This is a genomic window from Acinetobacter sp. RRD8 (assembly GCF_031844225.1).
In the GTDB taxonomy this organism is placed as follows: Bacteria; Pseudomonadota; Gammaproteobacteria; order Pseudomonadales; family Moraxellaceae; genus Acinetobacter.
Window position 1 is genome coordinate 1 of the sequence record NZ_JAUZUU010000012.1, and the last position, 24,241, is coordinate 24,241.

The 24,241-nt window shown below is 44.2% G+C and carries 19 protein-coding genes and 5 tRNA genes; 7 read left to right on the forward strand and 17 right to left on the reverse strand.

The window, feature by feature from the left end; translation table 11 throughout:
- Positions 1-561: 561 nt before the first annotated feature.
- From Q9R24_RS11085 to secA, 8 genes are all read right to left on the reverse strand, one after another.
- Positions 562-638 (reverse strand) — tRNA-Pro (locus tag Q9R24_RS11085).
- 17 nt (positions 639-655) lie between these two features.
- Positions 656-731: transfer RNA gene (locus tag Q9R24_RS11090), tRNA-His, on the reverse strand.
- Between the two features lie 33 nt (positions 732-764).
- A tRNA-Arg gene (locus Q9R24_RS11095) sits at positions 765-841 on the reverse strand.
- A 34-nt stretch (positions 842-875) separates the two neighbouring features.
- Positions 876-952 (reverse strand) — tRNA-Pro (locus tag Q9R24_RS11100).
- A 151-nt stretch (positions 953-1,103) separates the two neighbouring features.
- Positions 1,104-2,171, reverse strand: coding sequence for a quinolinate synthase NadA (gene nadA, locus Q9R24_RS11105; RefSeq protein ID WP_044108476.1), 1,068 nt, complete (start codon positions 2,169-2,171; stop codon positions 1,104-1,106).
- A gap of 153 nt (positions 2,172-2,324) precedes the next feature.
- The gene (gene argJ / locus Q9R24_RS11110) at positions 2,325-3,545 is read right to left on the reverse strand and encodes a bifunctional glutamate N-acetyltransferase/amino-acid acetyltransferase ArgJ (protein ID WP_004281676.1); all 1,221 of its coding nucleotides are present in this window, start codon (positions 3,543-3,545) and stop codon (positions 2,325-2,327) included.
- A 159-nt stretch (positions 3,546-3,704) separates the two neighbouring features.
- Positions 3,705-4,058, reverse strand: a complete 354-nt coding sequence (locus Q9R24_RS11115) for a hypothetical protein (protein ID WP_005106111.1) — start codon at positions 4,056-4,058, stop codon at positions 3,705-3,707.
- Positions 4,059-4,195: 137 nt separating this feature from the next.
- A complete protein-coding gene (secA, locus tag Q9R24_RS11120) occupies positions 4,196-6,922 on the reverse strand; it encodes a preprotein translocase subunit SecA (protein ID WP_311204516.1) in 2,727 nt (908 codons plus the stop codon).
- 332 nt (positions 6,923-7,254) lie between these two features.
- Here secA and Q9R24_RS11125 point away from each other — a divergent pair, with 332 nt between their 5' ends.
- Together Q9R24_RS11125 and Q9R24_RS11130 are read left to right on the forward strand one after the other, a co-directional pair.
- Positions 7,255-7,896, forward strand: a complete 642-nt coding sequence (locus Q9R24_RS11125; RefSeq protein WP_195725615.1) for a peroxiredoxin — start codon at positions 7,255-7,257, stop codon at positions 7,894-7,896.
- 208 nt (positions 7,897-8,104) lie between these two features.
- A complete protein-coding gene (locus Q9R24_RS11130) occupies positions 8,105-8,713 on the forward strand; it encodes a dual specificity protein phosphatase family protein (RefSeq protein ID WP_311204517.1) in 609 nt (202 codons plus the stop codon).
- Here the strand turns inward: Q9R24_RS11130 and Q9R24_RS11135 are convergent.
- Genes Q9R24_RS11135 through trpA form a run of 4 tightly spaced genes read right to left on the reverse strand, consistent with a single transcriptional unit; the run spans position 8,710 to position 12,711 of the window.
- Entirely contained in the window at positions 8,710-9,744 is a 1,035-nt protein-coding gene (locus Q9R24_RS11135; RefSeq protein ID WP_404976597.1) for an SPOR domain-containing protein, read from the reverse strand. The two genes, Q9R24_RS11130 and Q9R24_RS11135, sit on opposite strands and share 4 nt — an antisense overlap.
- Positions 9,735-11,018, reverse strand: coding sequence for a bifunctional tetrahydrofolate synthase/dihydrofolate synthase (gene folC / locus Q9R24_RS11140; protein WP_311204519.1), 1,284 nt, complete (start codon positions 11,016-11,018; stop codon positions 9,735-9,737). The genes Q9R24_RS11135 and folC overlap by 10 nt, the downstream gene beginning before the upstream one ends.
- The gene (accD, locus tag Q9R24_RS11145) at positions 11,015-11,911 is read right to left on the reverse strand and encodes an acetyl-CoA carboxylase, carboxyltransferase subunit beta (RefSeq protein WP_004645174.1); all 897 of its coding nucleotides are present in this window, start codon (positions 11,909-11,911) and stop codon (positions 11,015-11,017) included. The genes folC and accD overlap by 4 nt, the downstream gene beginning before the upstream one ends.
- Positions 11,908-12,711 carry a tryptophan synthase subunit alpha gene (gene trpA, locus Q9R24_RS11150; RefSeq protein ID WP_191112608.1) on the reverse strand — a complete coding sequence of 268 codons (804 nt, stop codon included), beginning with the start codon at positions 12,709-12,711 and terminating at the stop codon, positions 11,908-11,910. Before trpA ends, accD begins: the two co-directional genes overlap by 4 nt.
- A 365-nt stretch (positions 12,712-13,076) precedes the next feature.
- On the opposite strand from trpA, the gene Q9R24_RS11155 reads away from it, so the two are divergent.
- Positions 13,077-14,411 (forward strand): Na+/H+ antiporter NhaC family protein, encoded by a 1,335-nt coding sequence (locus Q9R24_RS11155; RefSeq protein WP_311204520.1) that lies wholly within the window; start codon positions 13,077-13,079, stop codon positions 14,409-14,411.
- Between the two features lie 49 nt (positions 14,412-14,460).
- Here the strand turns inward: Q9R24_RS11155 and Q9R24_RS11160 are convergent, their stop codons facing one another.
- Positions 14,461-15,498, reverse strand: coding sequence for an AraC family transcriptional regulator ligand-binding domain-containing protein (locus Q9R24_RS11160; protein WP_311204521.1), 1,038 nt, complete (start codon positions 15,496-15,498; stop codon positions 14,461-14,463).
- Between the two features lie 142 nt (positions 15,499-15,640).
- Here Q9R24_RS11160 and Q9R24_RS11165 point away from each other — a divergent pair, with 142 nt between their 5' ends.
- Positions 15,641-16,519, forward strand: coding sequence for a metal-dependent hydrolase (locus tag Q9R24_RS11165; RefSeq protein ID WP_311204522.1), 879 nt, complete (start codon positions 15,641-15,643; stop codon positions 16,517-16,519).
- 54 nt (positions 16,520-16,573) lie between these two features.
- Here the strand turns inward: Q9R24_RS11165 and Q9R24_RS11170 are convergent, their stop codons facing one another.
- Together Q9R24_RS11170 and Q9R24_RS11175 are read right to left on the reverse strand one after the other, a co-directional pair.
- Positions 16,574-17,566, reverse strand: coding sequence for a DUF2804 domain-containing protein (locus Q9R24_RS11170; protein WP_311204523.1), 993 nt, complete (start codon positions 17,564-17,566; stop codon positions 16,574-16,576).
- 137 nt (positions 17,567-17,703) lie between these two features.
- Positions 17,704-18,213 carry a DUF1543 domain-containing protein gene (locus Q9R24_RS11175; RefSeq protein ID WP_311204524.1) on the reverse strand — a complete coding sequence of 170 codons (510 nt, stop codon included), beginning with the start codon at positions 18,211-18,213 and terminating at the stop codon, positions 17,704-17,706.
- A 484-nt stretch (positions 18,214-18,697) separates the two neighbouring features.
- Between Q9R24_RS11175 and Q9R24_RS11180 the strand changes: the two genes are divergently transcribed.
- A complete protein-coding gene (locus Q9R24_RS11180) occupies positions 18,698-20,929 on the forward strand; it encodes an NADP-dependent isocitrate dehydrogenase (RefSeq protein WP_311204525.1) in 2,232 nt (743 codons plus the stop codon).
- Between the two features lie 107 nt (positions 20,930-21,036).
- Here the strand turns inward: Q9R24_RS11180 and Q9R24_RS11185 are convergent, their stop codons facing one another.
- Positions 21,037-21,720 (reverse strand): hypothetical protein, encoded by a 684-nt coding sequence (locus Q9R24_RS11185; RefSeq protein ID WP_311204526.1) that lies wholly within the window; start codon positions 21,718-21,720, stop codon positions 21,037-21,039.
- A gap of 143 nt (positions 21,721-21,863) precedes the next feature.
- Positions 21,864-21,950 (reverse strand) — tRNA-Leu (locus Q9R24_RS11190).
- A 167-nt stretch (positions 21,951-22,117) separates the two neighbouring features.
- On the opposite strand from Q9R24_RS11190, the gene queA reads away from it, so the two are divergent.
- Positions 22,118-23,152: a tRNA preQ1(34) S-adenosylmethionine ribosyltransferase-isomerase QueA gene (gene queA / locus Q9R24_RS11195; RefSeq protein WP_153566544.1), complete on the forward strand. Its 1,035-nt coding sequence runs from the start codon at positions 22,118-22,120 to the stop codon at positions 23,150-23,152.
- A 16-nt stretch (positions 23,153-23,168) separates the two neighbouring features.
- Positions 23,169-24,197, forward strand: a complete 1,029-nt coding sequence (locus Q9R24_RS11200; protein ID WP_311204527.1) for a hypothetical protein — start codon at positions 23,169-23,171, stop codon at positions 24,195-24,197.
- Positions 24,198-24,241: the final 44 nt, after the last annotated feature.

Below are 24,241 nucleotides of genomic sequence, written 5' to 3' on the forward strand. Positions count from 1 at the left end.
CATTCCCGACCTAATACAACCCCTATTTTTAAATAATTCAGAAAAATCATCACGACTGTTTATTTATTCTACAAAAAATACAGGTTTTTCTATTTTTCACTCAAAATTTATTCAATTATTGATGTTTTAAAGTAGTTTATTTACTTATCAATGGGTATTTCTAGTTAATTTAATTGCTATATCTATCTAAAAATTTTTTATTGTCTTTATTTCAGATCAAACACAACAGATGAGTTAATAAAATATATTTACTATGGAATCCCTTACCCATTTTAAAAATATAATCCTCATCCATCCATTAAAATTCCATTCAACAAGATAATCACTCTATAGATAAACTCTGGTTAAATTGTTGAATGATTAAAATTAAGAGTGAAGCAATGCGAGAAGAAAGCAATCTTCAATGCACAGTTTTATTAGATGAAAAATAATTTAATAGGGATTCGAGCATTCATCATGATAGCCACCGATAACAATTGTATATTTTTTATTCACATTGAATTTCAGGCATAAAAAAACCGCTTAACGCGGTATCTTTTATCTCGACCATCTTGAAGGAGATGGTCGGAGCAGTAGGATTCGAACCTACGACCCCCTGGTCCCAAACCAGGTGCACTACCAGGCTGTGCTATGCTCCGATTTCAACTTTAAAAGTTGGGGTGAATGACGGGATTCGAACCCGCGACAACTGGAATCACAATCCAGGGCTCTACCAACTGAGCTACATCCACCATCATTTTGATTCTTAACATCAAGCGACCAAATGGCGCGCCTGACAGGACTCGAACCTGTGACCATCCGCTTAGAAGGCGGATGCTCTATCCAACTGAGCTACAAGCGCGTTACTGATGCAAACATCATTTGCCTTGAAGAATTGGTCGGAGCAGTAGGATTCGAACCTACGACCCCCTGGTCCCAAACCAGGTGCACTACCAGGCTGTGCTATGCTCCGATTCATCTCAGCTTTCATATCGAACATCGTTCGGTACGGTGTGCATTCTAGGCGTGACGCCAGGAGACGTCAACACCTATATTTAAAAAAAACCGAAAAAACGCTTCAAGCGTTTATTTATCAATCGCTTCAGACATTTTTTATACAAATTTTAACGTTTTAGTCCGGCACTAAAGTTCAGCATGCGATCTAGAGGCAGTTTAGCTCGTTCAGCAAGTACCGGATCGACATGCACTTCCTGATCTTTATGCTGTAACACATGCAAGATACCATCCAGCTCGTTCATGGCCATCCAAGGACAATGCGCACAAGAACGACAAGTTGCCCCCTCTCCTGCGGTTGGTGCTTCAATCAGAATTTTATCCGGCACTGCCTGCTGCATTTTATAAAAAATACCGCGATCAGTAGCTACGATTAAACGCTGATTTGGCAAAGTTTGTGCTGCTTTAATTAATTGTGAGGTACTACCCACCGCATCGGCAATCTCGACCACAGACATCGGTGATTCGGGATGTACCAGAACTGCCGCATCTGGATAGAGCGCTTTCATATTGGCAATACCGCGTGAACGGAATTCTTCATGCACGATACAGGCGCCATCCCAGAGCAACATCTCTGCACCGGTTTTTTTCTGGATATAACGACCCAGATGCTGATCTGGTGCCCAGATGATTTTTTCGCCCAGACTGTCCAGATGTTCGATAATTTCCACTGCACAACTTGAAGTGACGACCCAATCGGCTCGGGCTTTCACGGCCGCTGACGTGTTGGCATAAACCACCACAGTATGATCCGGGTGCGCATCGCAAAAAGCGGTAAACTCATCGACAGGACAACCTAAGTCCAGTGAACAGGTCGCTTCCAAAGTTGGCATCAGCACGGTTTTATTGGGTGAAAGAATTTTAGAGGTTTCGCCCATAAATTTCACACCAGCTACCACAAGCGTTGAAGCTGGATGATCGCGACCAAAACGCGCCATTTCCAGTGAATCGGAAACACAGCCCCCCGTCAGTTCAGCCAGTTCTTGCACTTCAGGATCACAATAATAATGCGCCACCAAAACAGCATCCTGTTTTTCCAGCTCTGCCTTGATCTGTGCAAATTTGTCCAATTTTTCCTGCTGGCTCATTTGATGTTCTTGTGGAACACCTAAACGATCTAAATGCGCCTGCACAATCGATTTAGCTTCATTGGCTATTAATTTGGTCGCATCATTCATAACAACTCTTACTCTACCCTCATGGTTCACTATTCAATGAACCTTTCACCCTACATCCCGGTCATCTCTGGCGAAATGCTATTTTTGACCAGTCATTAAAAATCATTAAGTATAAAAAAAGCCCCACAACGGAGGCTTTATAAACAATCTGAATTATGAGCGATAATCTGCATTGATTTTTACGTAGTCATACGACAGGTCACAGGTATAAACCGTATCTTTTGCCTGACCTCGTCCAAGATCAACACGAATCGTCATTTCAGCCTGGGCCATCACACGTGCACCGGCTGCTTCAGTATAGTCTGCTGCCGCACCACCATCTTTGCAGATTTGTACATCATCTAACCAAACCTGAATTTTTGCAACGTCTAAATTTGGCACACCGGCATAACCAATCGCTGCCAGAATACGGCCCCAGTTTGGGTCAGAAGCAAAGATTGCGGTTTTGACCAGCGGTGAATGCGCAATGCTATAGGCAATATCGCAGCACTCTTGAGTATTGCCACCACCTTCTACAGTCACGGTAATGAATTTAGTCGCACCTTCACCATCACGTACAATCAGTTGCGCAAGGCGTTTCATGGTACGTGTCAATACGTCTAGCACCACTGCATAACGTGGATCTTCAGTCGAAGTGATTTCAGCACCACCGGCCTGACCTGTGGCAATAAAAATACACGAGTCATTAGTTGAGGTATCGCCATCAATTGTAATACGGTTAAACGATACATTGACTGTTTCAGTTAATAACTGTTGAACCAGTTCACGGCTGATCGGTGCATCCGTCGCAACATAGCCCAGCATGGTCGCCATATTCGGGCGAATCATGCCTGCACCTTTGGAAATACCGGTCATGGTATAAGTCACACCATCCAGCTCGAACTGTTCTGACGCACCTTTCGGAGTGGTATCTGTGGTCATGATTCCAGTCGCTGCATCGCCCCAGGCATCATCACGCAATGAATCCAGCGCAGGCTGTAAACCTGTAAGCAAACGCTCCATTGGAAGCTGCTCACCAATCACACCAGTCGAGAATGGCAACACTTCAGCAGCCTGTACGCCTGCAAGTTCAGCTAACTTGGCACAGGTGGCTTCTGCATTTGCCATGCCTGTAGGACCTGTTCCTGCATTGGCATTGCCGGTATTGATTACCAGGTAACGTGGATTTCCCGCTTGCAAATGTGCTTTGGATACATGCACAGGTGCTGCACAAAAGGCATTCTGGGTAAACACCCCAGCAACATTGGAGCCTGCAGCCAGTTCAAATATCACCAGGTCACGTCGGTTCTGATAGCGCACATAGGCTTCAGCCGAACCAATTTTAACCCCTTTCACCACATGCATCTGTGGCATAGATACGTCACCAACTGCCATTTTAAAGTCCAATATTGAAGTTTTAGAAAAATACAGCTTAGTTGATCTGCAACAAAAAATCGAGCCAAAGCCTGAGCCAGCCTGAGATTTGTTATGGGTTTTCACAATAAAAAACCAGTCATCAAGACTGGTTTCTACGTTTTTAAAATTAAGATATTTTTAATTTTGTGCAAGTTGTCCAGATTCGCTTAGTAAAGCCTGTTTCGCTTGTTGTTGACTTGCACTAGAAAGTGCAGGATTAGTAGCAACAATACGGTCTGCATTTGCCGCATTAGCAGCTGCAATCGCAGCGGTCTGCAACACAATCGGACGATTCTGATTGGCAAAGGTATAACGGATGCCGGTACGTGGGCTTGCCACAGTCACTTGTGCATCGGTACGTTGTACTTGAGCAGTAGTTGTACCCACCGCTTGCTGAACTTTATCAATTGTTGTGGTCGCTGCAGTTTGTGCAAAACTTAAGGCAGGCGTTGCCAAAGCGGCAATGATGAGCGTTTTTAATACTTTTTTCATTCAGGTTATTCCACTTTGAGGTGTTGAATGAGCCATTAAATAGCATTTAATTCCTAAGACTGCAAACAGTATTCAATTTCTGAAAAATCTTCATACATAAAAAATCAGAGCCATGGGGCTCTGATTTTTAATAGCGTTTAGATCTTACCATGACACTGTTTGTATTTCAGACCTGAACCACATGGACAAGGTGCATTACGACTTGCCGGTGCTTCAAAAACTGGTGCTACCGGATTGGCCTGAGCATTTTGCTCGGTCGTCACCTCATGGTCGCCTGCCAACAAGCCGTCAAACTCTTCATGAGATAACTGCAAACGCATTGCCTCAGCCTGTGCCTGCTGCTGTGCTTCCATTTCCGCCAGCTCTTCAGGGGTCGGTACGTGGATGCGTGACAGATCTGTCACGACATCGGATTTGATCGTACCCAGCATGTTCACAAACAGGTTATAAGCTTCTTTTTTGTATTCCTGCTCTGGATTCTTTTGCGCATAACCACGTAAATGAATACCCTGACGCAAGTAGTCCATAGCCGCCAGATGCTCTTTCCAATGACGGTCCAGAGAATTCAGCATAAAATGACGTTCAAGCGATGCTGCAGATTCCTCACCCATTTGTTCACGACGTGAACGGTAGCGGTTCAGCACTTCATCGGTAATACGAACCACCAAAGCTTCTTCATCCAGACGACGGTCCTGTTCCAACCATTGTCCGATAGGAAGGTCCATCGAAAGATCTTCACGCAGCGCCAGTTCCAGACCTTCAATATCCCACTGGTCATGAATCGATTCAGGTGGAATATAGTTGGCGATTACACCCTGCATCACTTCACGGATCATTTCTTCAATATAATCCTGGAGTGAATTTTCCGCCAGAATGTCGTCACGCTGACTATAAATGATCTTACGCTGTTCGTTATTCACGTCATCGTATTTCAGCAAGTTCTTACGAATATCGAAGTTACGTGCTTCCACTTTACGCTGCGCATTTTCAATCGAGCGAGACACCATTTTGTGCTCAATCGCTTCATCTTCCTGCAAGCCCATGGCACGCATCATGCCGACTACGCGATCACCGGCGAAAATACGCATCAAGTCATCTTCAAGTGACAGGTAGAAACGTGATACACCCGGGTCACCCTGACGACCGGCACGGCCACGCAGCTGGTTATCGATACGGCGTGATTCATGACGCTCGGAACCGATAATATGCAAACCGCCTGAATCCAGCACGGCCTGGTGATTAACATCCCATTCTGCTTTCAGACGAGTTTCATCTTCAGGAGTCGGGTTTTCAATTTTAGCCAGCAACGCCTTCCAGTTACCACCCAACAGGATATCGGTACCACGACCGGCCATGTTAGTGGCAATCGTCACTGCACGCGGCGCACCGGCCTGCGCAATAATATCGGCTTCACGTTCGTGCTGTTTGGCATTCAGTACTTCATGCTGGATCCCTGCAGCTTTTAGCTTATCCGACAGGATCTCAGAAGCTTCAATGGTGGCTGTACCAATCAGAATTGGTGCAACACCAGCTTCATGCACACGCTGAATTTCTTGAATAATCGCGTTATATTTTCCTTCACGATTTAAGTAAATTAAATCGTTATGGTCTTGACGAATCATTGGACGGTGAGTTGGAATCAGCACCACATCCAGACCATAAATTTCTTTCATTTCCGCTGCTTCAGTATCAGCAGTACCGGTCATACCGGACAGTTTTTTATACAGACGGAAATAGTTCTGGAAGGTTGTGGTTGCCAGAGTCTGGTTTTCTGGCTGGATTTCCAGACCTTCTTTGGCTTCTACGGCTTGATGCAAACCTTCAGACCAACGACGTCCCGGCATAGTACGACCGGTATTTTCATCGACAATAATCACTTCACCATCGTTGATGATGTATTGGACATTACGCTGATAGAGATAATGCGCACGGATCGCTGCAGTAACATGATGCAACAGGTTTAGGTTCGATGCTGAATACAAGCTCTCGCCTTCTGCCAACAAGCCCATTTCTATCAGTTCACTTTCAATGGTTTCAAAACCCACTTCAGTAATTTCAACTGAACGCTGTTTTTCATCAATCCAGAAGTGACCGCCATCCGGCACTTTCTCTTCTTTCTGTGCCTGTAATTTTGGTGGAATATTATTGATGGCTGCATAAAGCTGTGAAGAATCTTCACTTTGACCGGAAATAATCAACGGGGTACGTGCTTCATCAATCAGGATCGAATCGACCTCATCGATAATCGCATAGGTCAAACCACGCTGCTTTTTCTCTACTAGCGAGAACACCATGTTGTCACGCAGGTAGTCAAAGCCAAATTCGTTATTGGTACCGTAAGTAATATCGGCACGATAAGCTTCAGCTTTTTCCATCGGATTTTGCATGGAATAAATAATGCCGATGCTTAGACCCAAAAATTCGAATAATGGACGGTTCAACTCGGCATCACGTTGCGCCAGGTAATCGTTCACGGTAATGACATGCACGCCCTGACCACTGATGGCATTCAGATAACAGGCCAAAGTACCCATCAGGGTTTTACCTTCACCGGTACGCATTTCTGCGATTTTACCTTCATGCAAGGTAATACCACCGATCAGCTGCACGTCATAATGACGCATGCCCATCACCCGCTTCGCGGCTTCACGACAGACTGCAAATGCTTCAGGCAATAGTTTATCGAGGGTTTCACCCTTATTATATCGTTGTTTGAATTCTTCAGTTTTTGCAGATAAGTCTGCATCGCTAAGGGTAGATATCGTCGGCTCGAGCACATTAATCTTGTCTACGATTTTACGCATGCGTTTGAGTTCGCGCTCATTTTTGGTACCGAAGATTCCTCCGATCAGACTTGCCAACATGAATAGACTCTCTAAATCTTGCTTGTCAAATGAATATGTTCTTAGTCGTTATTATGGTGCTAGAAATTTGAACTACAAGGGTTTTGCTGTAAAACCGCTAAAAAAATCTGATCCTTAGTTCTAGCCCTAAGATCTAAGGCAAAGTAATGTAGCAAATTTTCCCTGTGCAACATAGTCAATTAAGTGACTGATTTTTGCGCTTCTGGATAGATGGATATCCTACTTATGCAATTTACTCATAAAGAAAGCAAAAAACACTATTTTTAATCATAAAAAAATTGATTCATATTAAATCGTATCTCGACACTAAAAGACCAATTGAGGCTAAAAAGATGAGTTTACGTCTAGGCGATACCGCACCGAATTTTGAACAGCAATCCAGTGAAGGCCTGATTAATTTTTATGACTTTCTGGGTGATAGCTGGGGCATTTTATTTTCACACCCTGCTGACTATACACCAGTATGTACGACTGAGCTTGGCTATACCGCAAAACTGAAAGACGAGTTTGCAAAACGTAGCGTGAAAGCCATTGCCTTGTCGGTCGATGATGTTGAATCGCATCATGGCTGGATTAAAGACATCAATGAAACCCAAAACACCACGGTGAATTTCCCGATCATTGCCGATCAGGATCGCAAAGTTTCTGAGCTGTATGACTTTATTCATCCGAATGCCAGCGAAACGCTAACAGTTCGTTCTTTAGTGGTCATTGATCCCAACAAAAAAGTCCGTTTGATTATTACTTATCCTGCATCGACCGGTCGTAATTTCCATGAAATCTTGCGTGTGGTGGATTCACTTCAACTCACCGATAAACATAAAGTGGCCACGCCTGCGAACTGGCAGCACGGTGATGATGTGGTGATTGTCCCTTCACTGAAAGATGAAGAAGAAATCAAGCAACGTTTTCCAAAAGGTTATACAGCGGTTAAACCTTATTTACGCCTCACGCCCCATCCTGAGCAAAATTAAAAGGACTCCTTTTTAATTTTGCGAAAGACAAGCGAAGTAAAGGATAAGAGAAACTCTATTTTCCACATTTTATGCTTTATCGAATACGACATTGACGTGCCACGGATTCGATTTGTTGATACAGCCTGTCTTCGGATAGGCTTTTTTATATTCAAAATCTCGTATTCACTTTAAACTTGAAATAACAAAAACAACATCTACGCTCTGTATGAAAATCTGCATATTTCCAATTCTCATGAGTGGCTACCTCCTAACCACAGGTTGCATGACTACGCCTGCCCTGCCTGAACCTCAACGTCCTCAGCATTGGGGACAGCCCATTCATCAGAATCATAATTTTCATCAAATCAGCAATTTTGTTTATCGTAGTGAGCAGCCTTCAACTGAACTCATTCCTTTATTAAAGCAGCATCAAATCAATGTGGTTATTAATTTACGTTCACGGGATCAAGACAGCTTTGTTTTGAGCAATGAAAACTTTCAGCTACATCATGTACCCATACATACCTGGGCAATTGATCGGGAAGATTTATTGAAAATTATGCTACTGATTCAGCAAGCACAACAAAATCACCAAAAGGTGCTCCTGCATTGTTATCACGGTTCAGACCGCACTGGTGCAAGTGTCGCCATGTACCGAATTATTTTTGAACATTGGCCGATTGAGCAGGCGCTACAGGAAATGAAACATGGCGGTTATGGCTTTCATGCCATTTGGAGCAATATCGAAAAGTTATTCACGCCTGAAAATGTAAAATGGATTCGCGAGCAACTCACGAATCCATCTACAGGAACTTTGGTTAATACAAAGAATTAACGCTTATCTAGCGGCACCCAGTCATTCACCCAAGCTGATTTCATATTCAGGCTGGCATCAGACGCAATTTTCTTACGAAGTGCATCTGCAGTCTCACGGTCTTTGGACGGCCCCACCATGATGCGTACACCTTTAGACGTTGAGCTTTTGGTGACCTTATAACCTTTGGCACGCAGTTTGGCTGCTACAGCATCCGCATTGGCTTCATTCGCTGCCAGTGCCACCTGTACCATCCATTGCTTGTCCTCTTCACCTTCCAGTAACTTACGCGCCTGCTCAGCTTCTGCTTTCTTCTTGGCTTCTTCGGCTGTAGCCTTTTTCTTGGCTTCTTCAGCTTTACGTTTTTCGTCAGCTTTACGTTTTTCCTCGGCAGCTTTACGTTCAGCTTCTTTCTTTTCAGCCGCTTTACGCTCTTCCTCGGTTTTACGTTTTGCTTCAGCCGCCTTACGTTCTGCTTCGGCTTTTTGCTGTTGCTCTAACTTGCGTTTTTCTTCAGCGGCTTTACGCTCTGCTTCTTTCTTGGCTGCGTCAGTAGAACTATTGGCTTTTTGTTGGTCCAGCTGCTGCTGGGCTAACTTTTTTTCTTGCACCGCTTTTTCTTCAGCTAGACGTTTCTGCTTGGCCTGTTCATCTTCCACCAGTTCTGGTGGAATATTATCGGAACTTTGCTGTCCCAGGCGGTGTGCATTCAGGGCAGCATATTCTTCAGCTGCTTTACGCGCAGCATCTGCTTCAGCCTGCTGTTGCATCGCTAAAAATTCGGCCGCACGCGCCTCCTGTTCTGCAACCGATTTTTCCCGGTCACGACGTTGCTGTTCAAGTAAACGCTTTTCTGTTTCCACATCGACCGTCAAAGAACCGAGCGAATGATTGCCTGTCTCTTTATTTTCAACTTCCGCAGCCTGTGCCGGATTTTGCTGACGGTCCTGATTGATTTCATCTTGGCCTTTCAGGAGTAATGCTGCCAATAAAACACCACCACCGAGTAAAACAACACCGCCCATCCAGCGCTGTTTGTTATTCATTGACATTCTTCCAAATACTCCCATACCGCTTCTAAGGTATGAAATGATCCACATACCAAAATCAGCTGATTATTATCTGTTTGATCCAGTGCTGATTTAAAAGCTAATTTTACATTGTCAAATTGTTCTACCGCCTCACCGCTTAAAGCATCAGCCAAAACTGTGACCTCTGCCGCACGTGGGACGAATAATGGTGCAATTTTCCACAATTGAACCGTGTCTTTCAATAACTTGACGACAGAATTTATATCTTTATCTGCCAGCATTGAAAATACACAAATGACTTCATTATATTTTTGATTGTAATTTAAATAATCTCGTAATTGTTTCAGCAGAAATTCCACCCCATGCGGGTTATGTCCTGCATCAAAAATCACGGTTTTATTCTGGATTTGACGGATTTCAAACCGTCCCGGCAATTTTGCCGTTTGAATGCCTTGTGCAATTGCCTGCTGGCTGACGTTTAATCCGCTCAGCAGAATGGCGGCCACGGCGGTAGAAATATTATCCAGTGCCAGCGAACCTGTTGGGAGTTTTAAGGTCGTACCCGATGAAGCAAAAGCCCAGCTTTGGCCATCTTCAAAGGCTTTATAGAAATAATCACGGTTGATTGCATACAAAGATGCATTACATTCTTGAGCTTTATTTAGAATGGCTTGCGGGATCTGTTGCTGTCCACCAAACACGACTGGAATATCCGGGCGAATAATTCCGGCCTTTTCAAAAGCAATTTTCTCGATGGTGTCACCAAGCCAGTCAGTATGATCCAGACCAATATTGGTAATCACCGCAACATCCGGATTGACCACATTGACCACATCCAGACGGCCGCCTAAACCAACTTCCAGCACCCAGACATCACAGCACTGATCTTTAAAAATCACAAAAGCAGCCAGTGTGGTGGCTTCAAAGAAAGACAGGCTCAAACCGCATTCGCGACGAGCCCGATCGACCTGAACAAAAGCATCAATGAGCAACTGATCTTCCACTTCAATGCCGCGTAATTTCACTCGTTCATTGAAACGGTACACGTGTGGAGACTGATATAATCCGACCTTGAAGCCTTGTGCATTCAAGATCGCGGCCAGCGTAGTAGTGGTTGAACCCTTACCATTGGTTCCTGCCACCGTCAGCACTTTGGCTTCCGGACATGTTACTCCCAGCTTTTCAGCCACAGGAATAACCCGTTCCAGACCTAAATCAATACCCGTAACGTGAACATGGCTCCAATAATCGAGCCATGTATTTAAAGAATCTGTTGCTAAGGGTGCTGTGTTCAATGCAAATTCATCAACTTCGTAACGATACGATAAACTGTATCACGTAATGCATGACGGTGAACAATCTGATCGATTACCCCATGATCAAGCAAATATTCCGCGCGCTGGAACGGTTCTTCCAGTTTTTCACGTACAGTCTGTTCGATCACACGTTTACCGGCAAAGCCAATCATCGCTTTCGGTTCAGCAATATGTACATCACCCAGCATTGCCAATGATGCGGTCACACCGCCGTACACTGGATGAGTCAATACCACTACATAAGGCAGACCTGCTTCTTTTAAACGCTGGATCGCAGCCGAAGTACGCGCCATTTGCATCAGGGACAACATGCCTTCCTGCATACGAGCACCACCCGAAGCAGCAAAACAGATCAAAGGTTGACGAGCTTCAATCGCATGTTCTGCAGCCTGAACAAAGCGGTCACCGACCACTGTGCCCATAGAACCGCCCATGAAGTCGAACTCAAACGCACAGGCAATCATCGGTACGCCTTTCAGCAAACCCTGAATTACCACCAGTGCTTCAGTTTCACCGGTTTTCTTTTGCGCTTCAGCCATACGGTCTGGATAGGCTTTACTATCGACAAATTTCAGGGGATCTTTGGCTATAAATTCCTGACCCAATTCTGTTTGTACCTGATCAAAGAACCAGTTCAGACGTTCACGGGCTTTCATACGCAAATGTTCATCACATTGCGGACAGACATAGGCATTAAATGACATGGCAGTACGGGTCACCAATGCATGACATTCAGGACACTCAATCGTAGGCTCGGTAAATGTCGCTTTATATGCCGTTTGCTCATCGGGTACCTGAATGCCCGGAACAGTACGCTCCGTCCATGGGGTCGATGGGCTCAGAATTTTGCCTGATTTCACTTGTTGACTCATACTAACTCATCGAGCGCTGCTCGAAGCTCCTTGACTTTATTCACCGTCGCAATAACGGCTTGTTCTGGTGCGAGCGTTGCAAACTGCTTTACAAACGCACTACCCACAATAACTGCATCGGCAGCAACACCCATCGCTTTCGCAGATGCAGCATCACTGATACCGAAACCTACGCCTACAGGAACATCAGTCACAGCTTTAATCTTTTGAATGCGTGCAGCGGCTTCAGAGACATCTAAAGTTGCTGCACCGGTCACGCCTTTCAGTGACACATAGTAAATAAAGCCGCTGGCCTGTTTTGCTACATGTTGAATACGTGCATCGGTTGAAGTTGGTGCCAGCAGGAAAATCTGATCCATGTCATATTTTTCCAGTACTTCACCCAGACTTTGTGCTTCTTCTGGTGGCAAGTCCACCAGCAACACACCGTCTACTCCACATTCATAGGCATAAGCCACAAACTTTTCATAGCCAATTACTTCAACCGGATTCAGATAACCCATCAGCACCACTGGTGTTTCGCGATCTTTCAAGCGAAATTCTTTCACCATGTGCAGGGCATCCAGGGTATTGGTTCCACCTGCCAGAGCACGTTCAGCAGCTAGTGCAATCACCGGCCCATCTGCCATCGGGTCCGAGAAAGGAAGTCCCAGCTCAATCACGTCGACACCCGCTTCCACCATCTCATGCAGCAAAGGCACTGTGACTTCTGGATGCGGATCACCCGCCATGACATAAGAAACTAAAGCTTTACGCTGTTGAGATTTAAGTTGTCCAAATCGTGTGGCTAAACGTGACATAGAGAGGTATTTTCCTTAACGTGTTTCAAACTTGAGGCATTGACTATGTAGAAATACAAGACATCGCATTGTAACGCTATTTTTTGTCCAATGAACAGTCTGCGATACCGACCTCGAGTACTTCATTTCCTGTGCGAAGATTTCAAAACAATTCGGAAGGGTCTATTTACGATTATTTTGATTTTTTTCACAATGATCAAAGATGCCTAATTTTGCTATTACCTAAAATCCTGAATATTTAGATAAACTTATTTTTATCATATAAAAATTAATAAAAATGCAGATGTTAGCGCATTCATTTAAAGTTTTCTGAAATAGCAAAACCTGCTTTATACTAGTCCTATTCTCTTACTTTTTTATCTCCTATGCAGACTGATTCTGAGGCTACAGTGCAGGCACGCGCCATTGCACTGCTGCCGCTTATTGTATTTTTAACCATATTTTTGGGTAGCGGGATCTATCATTCCCTGATCGGAACCGAGTTCGCGTTCTATCAGGTGAAAGCGCCTGTGGCTGCCCTGCCTGCGATTATCTTGGCTGCATTAGTGTATCGCGGCAAACTCAACCAGGGCATTGAGGAATTCCTCAGAGGTGCCAGTCATCCGAACTTAATTCTGATGTTTATGGTGTTTATGCTGGCAGGTGCTTTTGCCAGCGTCAGTAGCGCCATTGGCAGCGTCGACGCCACCGTGCAGATGGGCTTGTCAGTGATTCCACCTACATTTATTCTGCCGATGTTATTTGTGATCTCGGCCTTTATTGCCACGGCGATGGGTACCTCCATGGGCACCATTGCAGCCTGTGCGCCGATCGCTTTTGGTTTCACCCAGGTGACCGATATTGACGTGATTTATGCGATTGGTGCGGTCGTCGGTGGTGCCATGTTCGGTGATAACCTGTCCATGATTTCAGACACCACCATTGCGGCGACCACCAGCCAACGCGTACAACTGCGTGACAAGTTCAGGGTCAATGTCTGGATTGCAGTTCCAGCCTCAATCGTCACTATTTTAATTTACGTGTTAAGTACCGGCAGTAGCAACACATTGGAATACAAGGATTTTAACTGGCTTCTGGTCTTACCTTATATCGCCGTATTTATTTTGGCCTTTAGCCGTTTACACGTTCTGGCTGTACTGACCATTGGCGTACTACTTTCCGGCTTGTTTGGCCTATTTGCCACAGCTGAATTCGATCTGCTCAAACTGAATACTTCAATTTATGATGGCTTTGTCGGCATGTTTGAAGTGGCGTTATTGTCGATGTTCCTGGGTGGCCTCTCGGCGATCATGCAACGTGAAGGTGGTTTACGCTGGCTGATCGAGCGTATTTATAGCCTGACTCGTCTGTTTAAAGTCGGTCAGCAACGTGCCGGTGAAATCGGGATTAGTTTTCTGGTGGTGTTTTCGAATATCTTTGTGGCCAATAATACCGTGGCGATTATTCTGTCGGGTGATATGGCGCGTGAAGTTGCCAAAGAATATGGCGTGGATCCTAAGCGTTCTGCAGCACTGATGGATATTTTCTCCTGTGTGGTGCAAGGGTTGATTCCCTATGGCGCACAGTTACTACTGGCCTGTTCCATTGCAAAAATCTCACCGGTTGAACTGATTGGTGGTGTGTACTATTGCTGGATTCTGGCCATTTTTGCGATTGCGGCGATTGCGTTTAGATTCCCTCAAATCAAAGCCAGCGCTTAACCTCACCATTTTCTTCAAATAAAAAAGCGACCTGTTTGGGTCGCTTTTTTTAGCTTCGCTGTTGGTGTAACTGCCTTTTGCGCTCTAACAATGTCTGTCCGGTGGCTGCCTTGTAGGCCCGTGCCAAAGCCGATTGATCAGAGTAATCCAGCTGCTCGGCGATCTCGCTCAGCCCCAGTCCCTGTTGCAACAGCAGCTCGCAACGTTTAATCCGCTGCTGTTCCAGCAGTTTTTTAAATGAGGTGCCATGGGTGCTGAATAAGCGCTGCAAACTCCGGGTCGACATCAGCAACTGCAGGGCAAGCTGTTCAACTTTAATCGCCTGATGCCGGGTACGGAGCTGTTCGGCAATCATTTGCTGCGCCTGTTCCAGGTGATTCTCAAGTGGTGGCTTGGCGGCAATCGCCTGTTCTGCCTGATGAACCAGTAGCTGCAACAGCATCGGATCTGCCTGCTCAGACCCATGTGCCAGTCCTTGCAAATCCAGTTCTATGCCATAATAGTCCTGAGAAAATCTCACCTCACTGGCAAAAAACTTTTGATAATGAATTTTCGCCATATCAGGCGCATGAGCAAAACGCACACAATGTAGTAACAGTTGATGATCCTGCAAAATGACGCGTCCCAATTGCACCATCGCGGCCATGGTCAGCTCATTGAGCAGATTATATTTTTCATCCAGATAGACCCAAAATAATTCAATACTGTGTTCATGCTGTTTCAACTGCAAAGGTACAAACTCACTGCCATCAATCACCAGTCGTTGAAAACGCATAATATGGCGGATCATTTCCGCAACGCTGCTGCTTCTCGAAGCCATATAGCCGAGCACGCCAAAATGTTCTGGACGAATAACCTGCACGATCTCGAAAATTAGTTGTGGACAGTTTAAATGTTGCCGGGTTCTTAACAGAAGCTGATTTAATAATTCCAGCGGCACTTGCGTGGCAAAAGGCTGATCAATCAGGGGGACAAGCGCTTCATGTACATCTTGCAGAAAGTCAGCTTCCAAAGGCTCAATTTGCAGACTGCGCAGATAAGTCGCCCAAAGCTGAATATAACCATTGGATATTTTAATTTCTTGCATGCGCGCTTCCCGCTGCCTGCTTTAGTCTAAGCAGTTTTATTTTCATTTGGCATAAAATGTATAAAAATTGGCAAGCACTGTCAAAACAATTACGGTATTCCCCGACATACTGTCAGCATCGTCACAAAAAAGAACTTCTAAGGTGAATGCAGTATTAAAATCTTCAATAAAGCCCGTGGTCCGGACCCAGCTTGATTTTAAACTGGATGAAATTCCGCGCTACTGGTTTGGCGGCGATCCCTTTCTGACCCGCATGTTCGATGCCTTGAGCCTGACCTTTCCAGATGGCGAGCGTTATTTTATTCAAAGTGTGCGCCTGTTCCGCGATCAGATCACAGACCTGGAACTGCAACAACGTGTGGCAGATTTTATTCGTCAGGAAGCACAGCACGGCATTGCCCATGAAAAGATGAACCAGCTGATGCGTGAACAAGGCATGCCCGTCGATGATTTTATCGAACGTTTAAATAATATGTTCGCCTATGACCTCAAACATCGTTCAGCACAGTTCAATATTGCAACTACGGCAGCGGCAGAACACTTGACCGCGCTGATGGCTGAAACTTTTTACGGTCAGAAATCCACCTTAAAAGACGGGCATCCTTATGTACGTGCCATGTTTGCCTGGCATGCAATTGAAGAAATGGAACATCGTGATGTGGCTTTTGACGTGATGAAAGATGTCGCGAAAACACCTGAATGGATGCGCAAAATGACCCTGCTCAGTACGACATTTTTGATGTTTAGTTATACCGCCTATCGCGCCAATGTCATGCTGAAACATGATGGCTTCAGTGTCTTAGAGCGTTTGCAAATGAACCTGAAAGGACTGCCCTGGTTGTTTGGCCGCAACGGCACTTTGACCCGCATGGGCCCACAATATCGGGACTGGTTTAAAAAAGACTTCCATCCTAGTCAGCATCCTGTGATTGCGCAATATGATGTCTGGGTAAAAACCTTAGCCGAAACCAATGATCCAATTCAGGCAGGTGAAGCCTTCTGGCAGGCCGCCAAAGATTAAGCTCAAATCAAAAAAGCCTTCAAAATTGAAGGTTTTTAAATGACCCAAGATGATTTACCACTTGGCATAATGCTGTTCAAGCAAGGCATATTCATTCAGTAAAATAATTTCCTGATCATCCTGATGGATCGTTCCGGAAATCTTGGCCTGCCACTGACTAAACTGACTACCGACCAGACGCAGATTCAGATTTTCATAACGGCGCCAGCCTGTACTCACCATCAGATTCAGTTTTTCATCCAGTGATTGAATCGTCCATTTATTTTCCGATTCCTGCTGGAACAGTACATCGGCCAATGGATAAATCTTTCCATTGATCCACAGACAGTTTTCATTGCCAAAGCTTTCATTTACACCTGAGGCCAGATTAATCCCAATCCGGTTCTGGTTCACATCCCAGAAATTACAGGACAGCCAGAACCAGGCGGTTTCCGGGCGTAAAAAGCCACACGTATCATCTAATGAGGCAAAGCTGCGTTCATTAAACTGGATGGTTTGCCCCTGCTTGTTAATGAAAAAGCCTTCACAGCCCAAAGTGGTCAGTTTCTGGGTATAGGTCCAGCCGTTGATGCCAGTTGGACTGCACATACTCAGTGGATCGGTACCTGCACAGAAAATCCGGGCACTAAGTTTAATCTCGCCATATTTGCTGACGTTGATATAACGCACGCCGTTGGCATGCTGGATATCGATCTGAAAAGGTGATTTGTGGAAATAACTATGATTAAACAGTGGCTGTTCATCCAGCACAGTGTTACGGGATAGGAAATTAATTGCATTCCATTCCAGCACTTCATTGCTCATATGGTTATAGACATAGACAAAACCATGCCCTGCCCATGCAATATCAGCAATCGCCAGTCCAATCGTATAATGCTCGTGCTGAATACTACAGAATTTGAATTTTTTATATTTTAGATGCTTACGCCAGCCTGACAGCACATGACCATAAGGATTCTTGTATTGATATGCCTGATAGTCAATACTTTTTGGAAGCTCCTTGAAACGTCCATAACGCGGTTGTCCATTTGCCTGAATTAAATCCATTTAAGACATTCCATCTCAGTCAAAACTGTTTTTCCTTGGCAGTATTATGCCAATTATTAAATTTTGATAAAGAGATTTTTTAAACCGCTTATCGAATCATTAAGCCAGCCACAAGTTTAATTCAATCGCAAACTACTTTAAATCGTGAGATAGGTATTTTCCCAGCGATTGCCACTGAAACTACCTTCTAACAGTTGGACGTAACGGCCATAAACCTGATCGATGGCAATACAGTCATCTACATCCAACACGCGGTCGGTATGCTGTTTTTGCCAGTGCCGGGCGAAGTAAGCTTTACCGCGCTGTTTAGCGACCATAGCATTCTGCGCAACCACCAACACATAACGATGCAACTCGCCAAACTCACGTGGATCATAACCACCCAGATTAATCAGCCAAAGTTTTTCATCGGATTGCTGTGGCTGTGCATCAGTAAATTGCAGCGCATAGGACCTGCCTTCAAACTCTAGCCCGTTGATTTGCGCCCAGGCATCAATATGCAAGCCTTTCTGTTCCGCAAACCAGGCATTTTTCAATTGCGGATAGGTATCTTCCAGACTCTCTCCCACTGCCAAAACCACATCATGAACTTCTGTATTGGCACGGGCATGACGACCACCGAGCATCACAATAAACAGGCTGGGCATTACATTTCCTTGTTAGCGTCAATCTTTAAGATCATTTCATTGATGCTTGCCAGTATAGCGCAAAGCTATTCCATGATGATGTAGCCCTCTGCCAAGGACAAATTTGCATCATCAGCCTGACTGAATTTGCGCAAAACAGCATCCAGTCAGTTGGTATCGATATCCATATCGAGGATCAGTTTAAACCTGTGTCAGGATCAAAAAACCATTTTCAGTGAATACAATTGGCTAGCAGAACATTTCCGATCATTTTCATCAGGATTTACAGCGATAGAGGATTATTTTTTTGTACAAAATACAAACACGGCTAAACCGCACAAATCTGTACAAATTTTCACCCAAATTTCAATCTAAAGGCATATTTCGTTGACTGAAATGCGCTGAAAGACGATACTCTCAATGTTTTTATTTAAGCAAATCGGTTCAAAGAGGCTGGGCCAAAAGTTCGGTCCTCAGAAACTCAATCCAACGCAAGGGGCTATATATGGCTGGTGGAAAGTCAACTATCATTTACACACTGACCGACGAGGCGCCATTACTGGCGACTTATTCTCTGCTGCCGATCATTGAGACCTTTACTAAGCCAGCTGGCGTTGAGATCGTCAAAAGTGACATCTCTGTAGCTGTGCGCGTGCTCTCCGAATTTACAGATTACCTAAGCGAAGAGCAAAAGGTGCCTGACACTCTAGCTGAGCTAGGTCGTCTTACACAAGATCCAGACACGAACATTATCAAACTCCCAAATATCAGTGCTTCTGTTGGCCAGCTAACAGCGTGTATCAAGGAACTTCAGTCTAAAGGCTATGCAATCCCTGACTATCCTGAAAACCCGACCACTGAAGAAGAAAAAGCAATCAAGGCACGTTATAGCAAATGTCTTGGTTCAGCAGTAAACCCTGTTCTACGTGAAGGTAATTCCGATCGTCGTGCACCTGCTGCCGTTAAAAACTACGTGAAAAAACACCCTCATTCTATGAGCGAGTGGAAACAGTGGTCTCAAACTCACGTTTCACACATGGACGAAGGTGACTTCTACCACGGCGAAAAGTCAATGACTTTAGACCGCGCCCGTGATGTGAAAATGGAATTGATCACCAAGTCTGGTGAAACCATTGTTCTTAAGCCAAAAGTTGCGCTTCAAGACGGCGAAATCATCGACTCAATGTTCATGAGCAAGAAAGCACTTTGCGACTTCTACGAGAAAGAACTTGAAGACTGTCGTGAAGCGGGCATCCTGTTCTCTTTACACGTTAAAGCAACCATGATGAAGGTATCTCACCCAATCGTATTTGGTCACTGTGTAAGAATCTACTACAAAGAAGCATTCGAAAAACATGGCAAGCTTTTTGATGAGCTTGGCATTAATGTCAATAACGGTATGGCAGGCCTTTACGAGAAGATCGAGACACTTCCAACTTCTCAACGTGAAGAAATCATCCGTGACCTGCACGCTTGTCAAGAACACCGTCCAGCATTGGCGATGGTTGATTCTGCAAAAGGCATCACTAACTTCCACTCTCCTAACGACGTCATTGTAGATGCTTCTATGCCTGCAATGATCCGTGGTGGCGGTAAAATGTGGGGCGCTGACGGCAAACCTTACGACTGTAAAGCAGTTATGCCTGAATCTACATTCGCGCGTATTTATCAGGAAATGATCAATTTCTGTAAGTGGAATGGCAATTTCGATCCAAAAACCATGGGTACTGTACCGAACGTTGGTTTGATGGCGCAAAAAGCTGAAGAATACGGCTCACACGACAAGACCTTCGAGATCTCTGAAGCCGGTGTTGCAAACATTGTTGATCTTGAAACTGGCGAAGTGTTGATGTCACAAAACGTGGAAGAAGGCGATATCTGGCGTATGTGTCAGGTGAAAGACGCACCAATCCGCGACTGGGTGAAACTTGCAGTTACTCGTGCACGTAACTCTGGCATGCCGGCAATCTTCTGGCTTGACCCGTACCGTCCACACGAAAATGAACTGATCAAGAAAGTTGAAAAATACCTGAAAGATCATGACACCACTGGTCTTGATATCCAGATCATGTCACAAGTACGTGCAATGCGTTATACGCTTGAACGTGTTGCTCGCGGTCTAGATACCATTTCTGTAACAGGTAACATCCTGCGTGACTACCTGACTGACTTGTTCCCGATCATGGAATTGGGTACATCTGCGAAAATGTTGTCAATCGTGCCATTAATGGCAGGTGGCGGCATGTACGAAACAGGTGCAGGCGGTTCTGCTCCTAAACACGTACAGCAGTTAGTTGAAGAAAACCACTTACGTTGGGATTCACTCGGTGAATTCATGGCGTTGGCGGTATCTTTAGAAGAAATGGGTATTAAAGAAGGCAATGACGACATCAAGTTACTTGCTAAAACTTTAGATCAAGCGACTGGCAAATTGCTAGATAACGATAAGTCTCCTTCTCGTCGTACTGGCGAATTGGACAACCGTGGTAGCCATTTCTACCTGGCGAAATTCTGGGCTGAAGAACTTGCTGCTCAAGACGAAAATGCTGAATTGAAAGCGAAATTTGCACCACTTGCAAAAACTTTAGCTGAAAATGAAGAGAAAATCGTTGCTGAGCTTGCAGCAGTTCAAGGCAAATCAGTAGACATCGGCGGTTACTACGCAGTTGATCAAGAAAAAGTAAATGCAGTGATGCGTCCAAGTGCAACGTTGAATGCTGCTCTTGCTTCAATCTAAGTTGATACAAAACTGACGGTGTCAGTGATGTAGAAAAAACCGGCGTTTAGGCGCCGGTTTTTTATTTATTGCCATTTCATATCAAATAAAAAATCTTAAAAAGCTTATTAGGTAGACTTGCTATTTCTTTCTAGCAATATAATAGTTTTAGGTTTTTTAATATTTTTATATTTTACGTTAGCTTCATTAATTTTTTTTATGAAATCAACTGCATCTTTAAGTTGATCTTCAAGTACTAAGCATAGTAATGCTAGTGCAATAAACACCACTGAAATAAAAATAAATCCAATACTAACAAAAACTTGAATGCTGCTAGAATAACCAAGTACCAATAAAAGCACCATACCTAATGAAGCAAAAACAAAATAACCTCCTATTAATACATAACGCCGAAAGGTGGCGTTCAAAGACAAAAATGGCTTAACAGATAAATCTTTAGAGATATTTAATGTTTGCCCTTTGGTATAAGAAATATAATTAATCCCTTGATCAAACAAAAAAATCATATGATCAAAACTAACCAAATAGTTCTGATGAAACTCAATTAATTTATTTACCAAGTTATGATCAACATTCGGACTCTTTGCAAGATCCTGCGCTGCTCTATCTAGTACTAACTGATTAACATTTCCACTGTCATAATATTTCTCAAAATATTGAATACTTGATACAAGCCTATCTGAAATCTTTTTATGCTTTAGGTTTGTTATTTCATGTCTTTTCAAAAACAATGTAATAATAGTTATCATCACCCCTGCCATCGGTGCAACAAGCTTCCAATCCATTTCCATCTATTAACCACTACGCAATCAATTAAGCTAGAACTATGATTTATCATTAGATTTTAATAATGTGAAGTACTTATTATTCAAATAATTTATTTCAGGCAATAAAAAACCCCAAGACTGAATATGCTTGGGGTTTTCTAGAATTTTGGTCCCGAGGGTCGGACTCGAACCGACACGTCATCTCTGACAGCGGATTTTGAGTCCGCCGCGTCTACCAATTTCACCACCTCGGGAGTGGATGAAAGGTATAATACGCGATTTCTCAGCACTGTCAACGCAGAATATTTACATTTGTTTATTTTTAAAACAAATCGCATTTTTTCGTTTTAAAATCGAGCAATTCCCGCCATAAAAAAGAAAAAAGTTTATACTAGCCGCAGTTTTTTTAGCGTAAATCATCATGCAACTTTCTGATTTTAATTTTGATCTCCCTGATGAGCTGATTGCTCGCTATCCACTGGAAACACGCAGTGCCTCTCGCCTGCTGCACCTCGATGCTCAAGGTCAATATCATGACCATCAATTTACCGACATTTTGGATTTACTTGAAGACGGCGACTTATTGGTATTAAACGACACCAAAGTCATGAAGGCCCGTTTAAAAGGTAAACGTGCTTCAGGCGGTGCAGTAGAAGTGCTGGTTGAACGTATGCAAGATCGCTTTATTGCCTACTGCCATATCAAGGCCAGTAACACTCCGAAAGCCGGTGCAGAACTTTTTATTGGCCCAGATGCTGTTAAAGTCACGGTACAAGGCCGTCATGAAAACTTGTTTATAGTAGAATTTTCACAACCAATTCTAGATGTGCTGGATCAATACGGCGCCTTGCCAATTCCGCCTTATTTCAACCGTGAAGCGGAAGAGATTGATACTGAACGTTATCAAACTGTATTTAATGACCCGACCAAACTGGCCAGCGTTGCAGCACCTACTGCCAGCCTGCATTTTGATGCCGATCTGCTGGCAAAATTGGAAGCCAAAGGCATTCAAAAAACTTTCGTAACCCTGCATGTTGGCGCAGGTACTTTCCTGCCAGTGCGTACCGATGATATTCAAAATCACATCATGCACAGCGAATGGTGCGATGTCCCTGAAACTGCGGTCGAGATGATTCGCCAGACCAAAGCGCGTGGCAATAAAGTTATTTCCGTAGGCACAACTGCCACCCGTGCAGTCGAAAGTGCAGCGCAAGCACATAACGGTGAACTGGCAGTCTGGACAGGTGATACCCAGATTTTCATTTATCCAGGTTATCAGTTCAAAGTAGTCGATCGTTTGATCACCAACTTCCATTTACCAGAATCAACCCTGTTAATGCTGGTGTCTGCCTTGTCCAACCGTGACAATATTCTCAATGCTTATAAGCATGCAGTAGACAGCAAATATCGCTTCTTCAGTTATGGCGATGCCATGCTGGTTGATCAGGCGAAATAAGCGAGAACCATTGCCCATGCCGATCGAGTCTGTACAACAGTCCATTCATATTCGCCGCAAGAAGAATGCAGTGGTGTTTCAGAATATCGCTCGGCTTTGGGATCTGGGTCAACAGGCAAAAACACATCAGCAACTGCTGAACGGGCTGCATCCCTGGAATGGCCCGATTACGCTCAAGTTTGAAAATAACCTGCCGCTTGCGCTTGCCGGAATTGGGCTTTTTCTGATTGGCAGCATTTTTATTGCGCCGGGAAATATCTGGATTCAGAGCAGTGTTTTTCTCGGCTGTCTCTGCATTTTCTGGGCTTATATTTGCTACGAACAGCAGCAGCCCTTAGAGGAAGTCATTGCTTTTCTGGAAGAACAAGCACTGGCCAAGAAATATCAGCTTGCCTTTCAAAAACAGCCACAGCATATTTCTATGCCACTTAATCCCCTACACTTTATCCGGCATTTAAAACAATTATTTCCAGTATTCAACCAAGGTTCGTTGAGTAATGAAATTCAGCGTTATGCCAGCACGGTATGGGAAGACGAAAACGGCCAGCAACATCAGGTACTACTCTTCCAATACCACTATATTGATGAAGTGCAGGCCCGAAACAAGGAAGGCCAGCCAGTCAAACTGATGCAGGTCCATAAAGACCTGTGGGGCGTGTTTGTTTTTGATATCCAGATTCAGGGACTGGCCGTTACGACTTCCAGAAAGAAATTTTATTATCCTTATAGCCATCCCTGGCACAGCAGCGATATTCGCACCAATCAGCGCTTAAGCTTTTATGGCAGCGATATGCTGCAAACTGCCAAATTACTCAGTCCGGGTTTTGTGCTGCGACTGGCCGATTTTTTTGAACAGCGTCAGGGAGATTTACTGTTTCACCCAGAAAATAAAATACTGTGCTATCTGGGGCCACATGATTTATTTCAGGTATCGAGCAAGCAGCAGAATATTAGCGATATTTCCACATTGCGCGGTCATCTGAGAACGTTTAAATTAAAACAGCTCGAAAACTTACAACATGATCTGCTGCAGTTTTTAAAATAAATTTTTCGCATCATTTTTAAAATATAGATATAGCTTGGGGAGAT

What these genes read in the sequence shown, in the direction of transcription:
- Q9R24_RS11200 (WP_311204527.1), top strand. Translation starts at nt 23,169, where the DNA reads ATGCCGATCGAGTCTGTACAACAGTCCATTCATATTCGCCGCAAGAAG.
- trpA (WP_191112608.1), bottom strand. Translation starts at nt 12,711, where the DNA reads ATGTCACGTTTAGCCACACGATTTGGACAACTTAAATCTCAACAGCGT.
- Q9R24_RS11135 (WP_404976597.1), bottom strand. Translation starts at nt 9,744, where the DNA reads ATGTCAATGAATAACAAACAGCGCTGGATGGGCGGTGTTGTTTTACTC.
- secA (WP_311204516.1), bottom strand. Translation starts at nt 6,922, where the DNA reads ATGTTGGCAAGTCTGATCGGAGGAATCTTCGGTACCAAAAATGAGCGC.
- Q9R24_RS11175 (WP_311204524.1), bottom strand. Translation starts at nt 18,213, where the DNA reads ATGCCCAGCCTGTTTATTGTGATGCTCGGTGGTCGTCATGCCCGTGCC.
- argJ (WP_004281676.1), bottom strand. Translation starts at nt 3,545, where the DNA reads ATGGCAGTTGGTGACGTATCTATGCCACAGATGCATGTGGTGAAAGGG.
- Q9R24_RS11130 (WP_311204517.1), top strand. Translation starts at nt 8,105, where the DNA reads ATGAAAATCTGCATATTTCCAATTCTCATGAGTGGCTACCTCCTAACC.
- Q9R24_RS11125 (WP_195725615.1), top strand. Translation starts at nt 7,255, where the DNA reads ATGAGTTTACGTCTAGGCGATACCGCACCGAATTTTGAACAGCAATCC.
- nadA (WP_044108476.1), bottom strand. Translation starts at nt 2,171, where the DNA reads ATGAATGATGCGACCAAATTAATAGCCAATGAAGCTAAATCGATTGTG.
- Q9R24_RS11185 (WP_311204526.1), bottom strand. Translation starts at nt 21,720, where the DNA reads ATGGAAATGGATTGGAAGCTTGTTGCACCGATGGCAGGGGTGATGATA.
- queA (WP_153566544.1), top strand. Translation starts at nt 22,118, where the DNA reads ATGCAACTTTCTGATTTTAATTTTGATCTCCCTGATGAGCTGATTGCT.
- Q9R24_RS11180 (WP_311204525.1), top strand. Translation starts at nt 18,698, where the DNA reads ATGGCTGGTGGAAAGTCAACTATCATTTACACACTGACCGACGAGGCG.
- Q9R24_RS11115 (WP_005106111.1), bottom strand. Translation starts at nt 4,058, where the DNA reads ATGAAAAAAGTATTAAAAACGCTCATCATTGCCGCTTTGGCAACGCCT.
- Q9R24_RS11160 (WP_311204521.1), bottom strand. Translation starts at nt 15,498, where the DNA reads ATGCAAGAAATTAAAATATCCAATGGTTATATTCAGCTTTGGGCGACT.
- Q9R24_RS11170 (WP_311204523.1), bottom strand. Translation starts at nt 17,566, where the DNA reads ATGGATTTAATTCAGGCAAATGGACAACCGCGTTATGGACGTTTCAAG.
- accD (WP_004645174.1), bottom strand. Translation starts at nt 11,911, where the DNA reads ATGAGTCAACAAGTGAAATCAGGCAAAATTCTGAGCCCATCGACCCCA.
- Q9R24_RS11155 (WP_311204520.1), top strand. Translation starts at nt 13,077, where the DNA reads ATGCAGACTGATTCTGAGGCTACAGTGCAGGCACGCGCCATTGCACTG.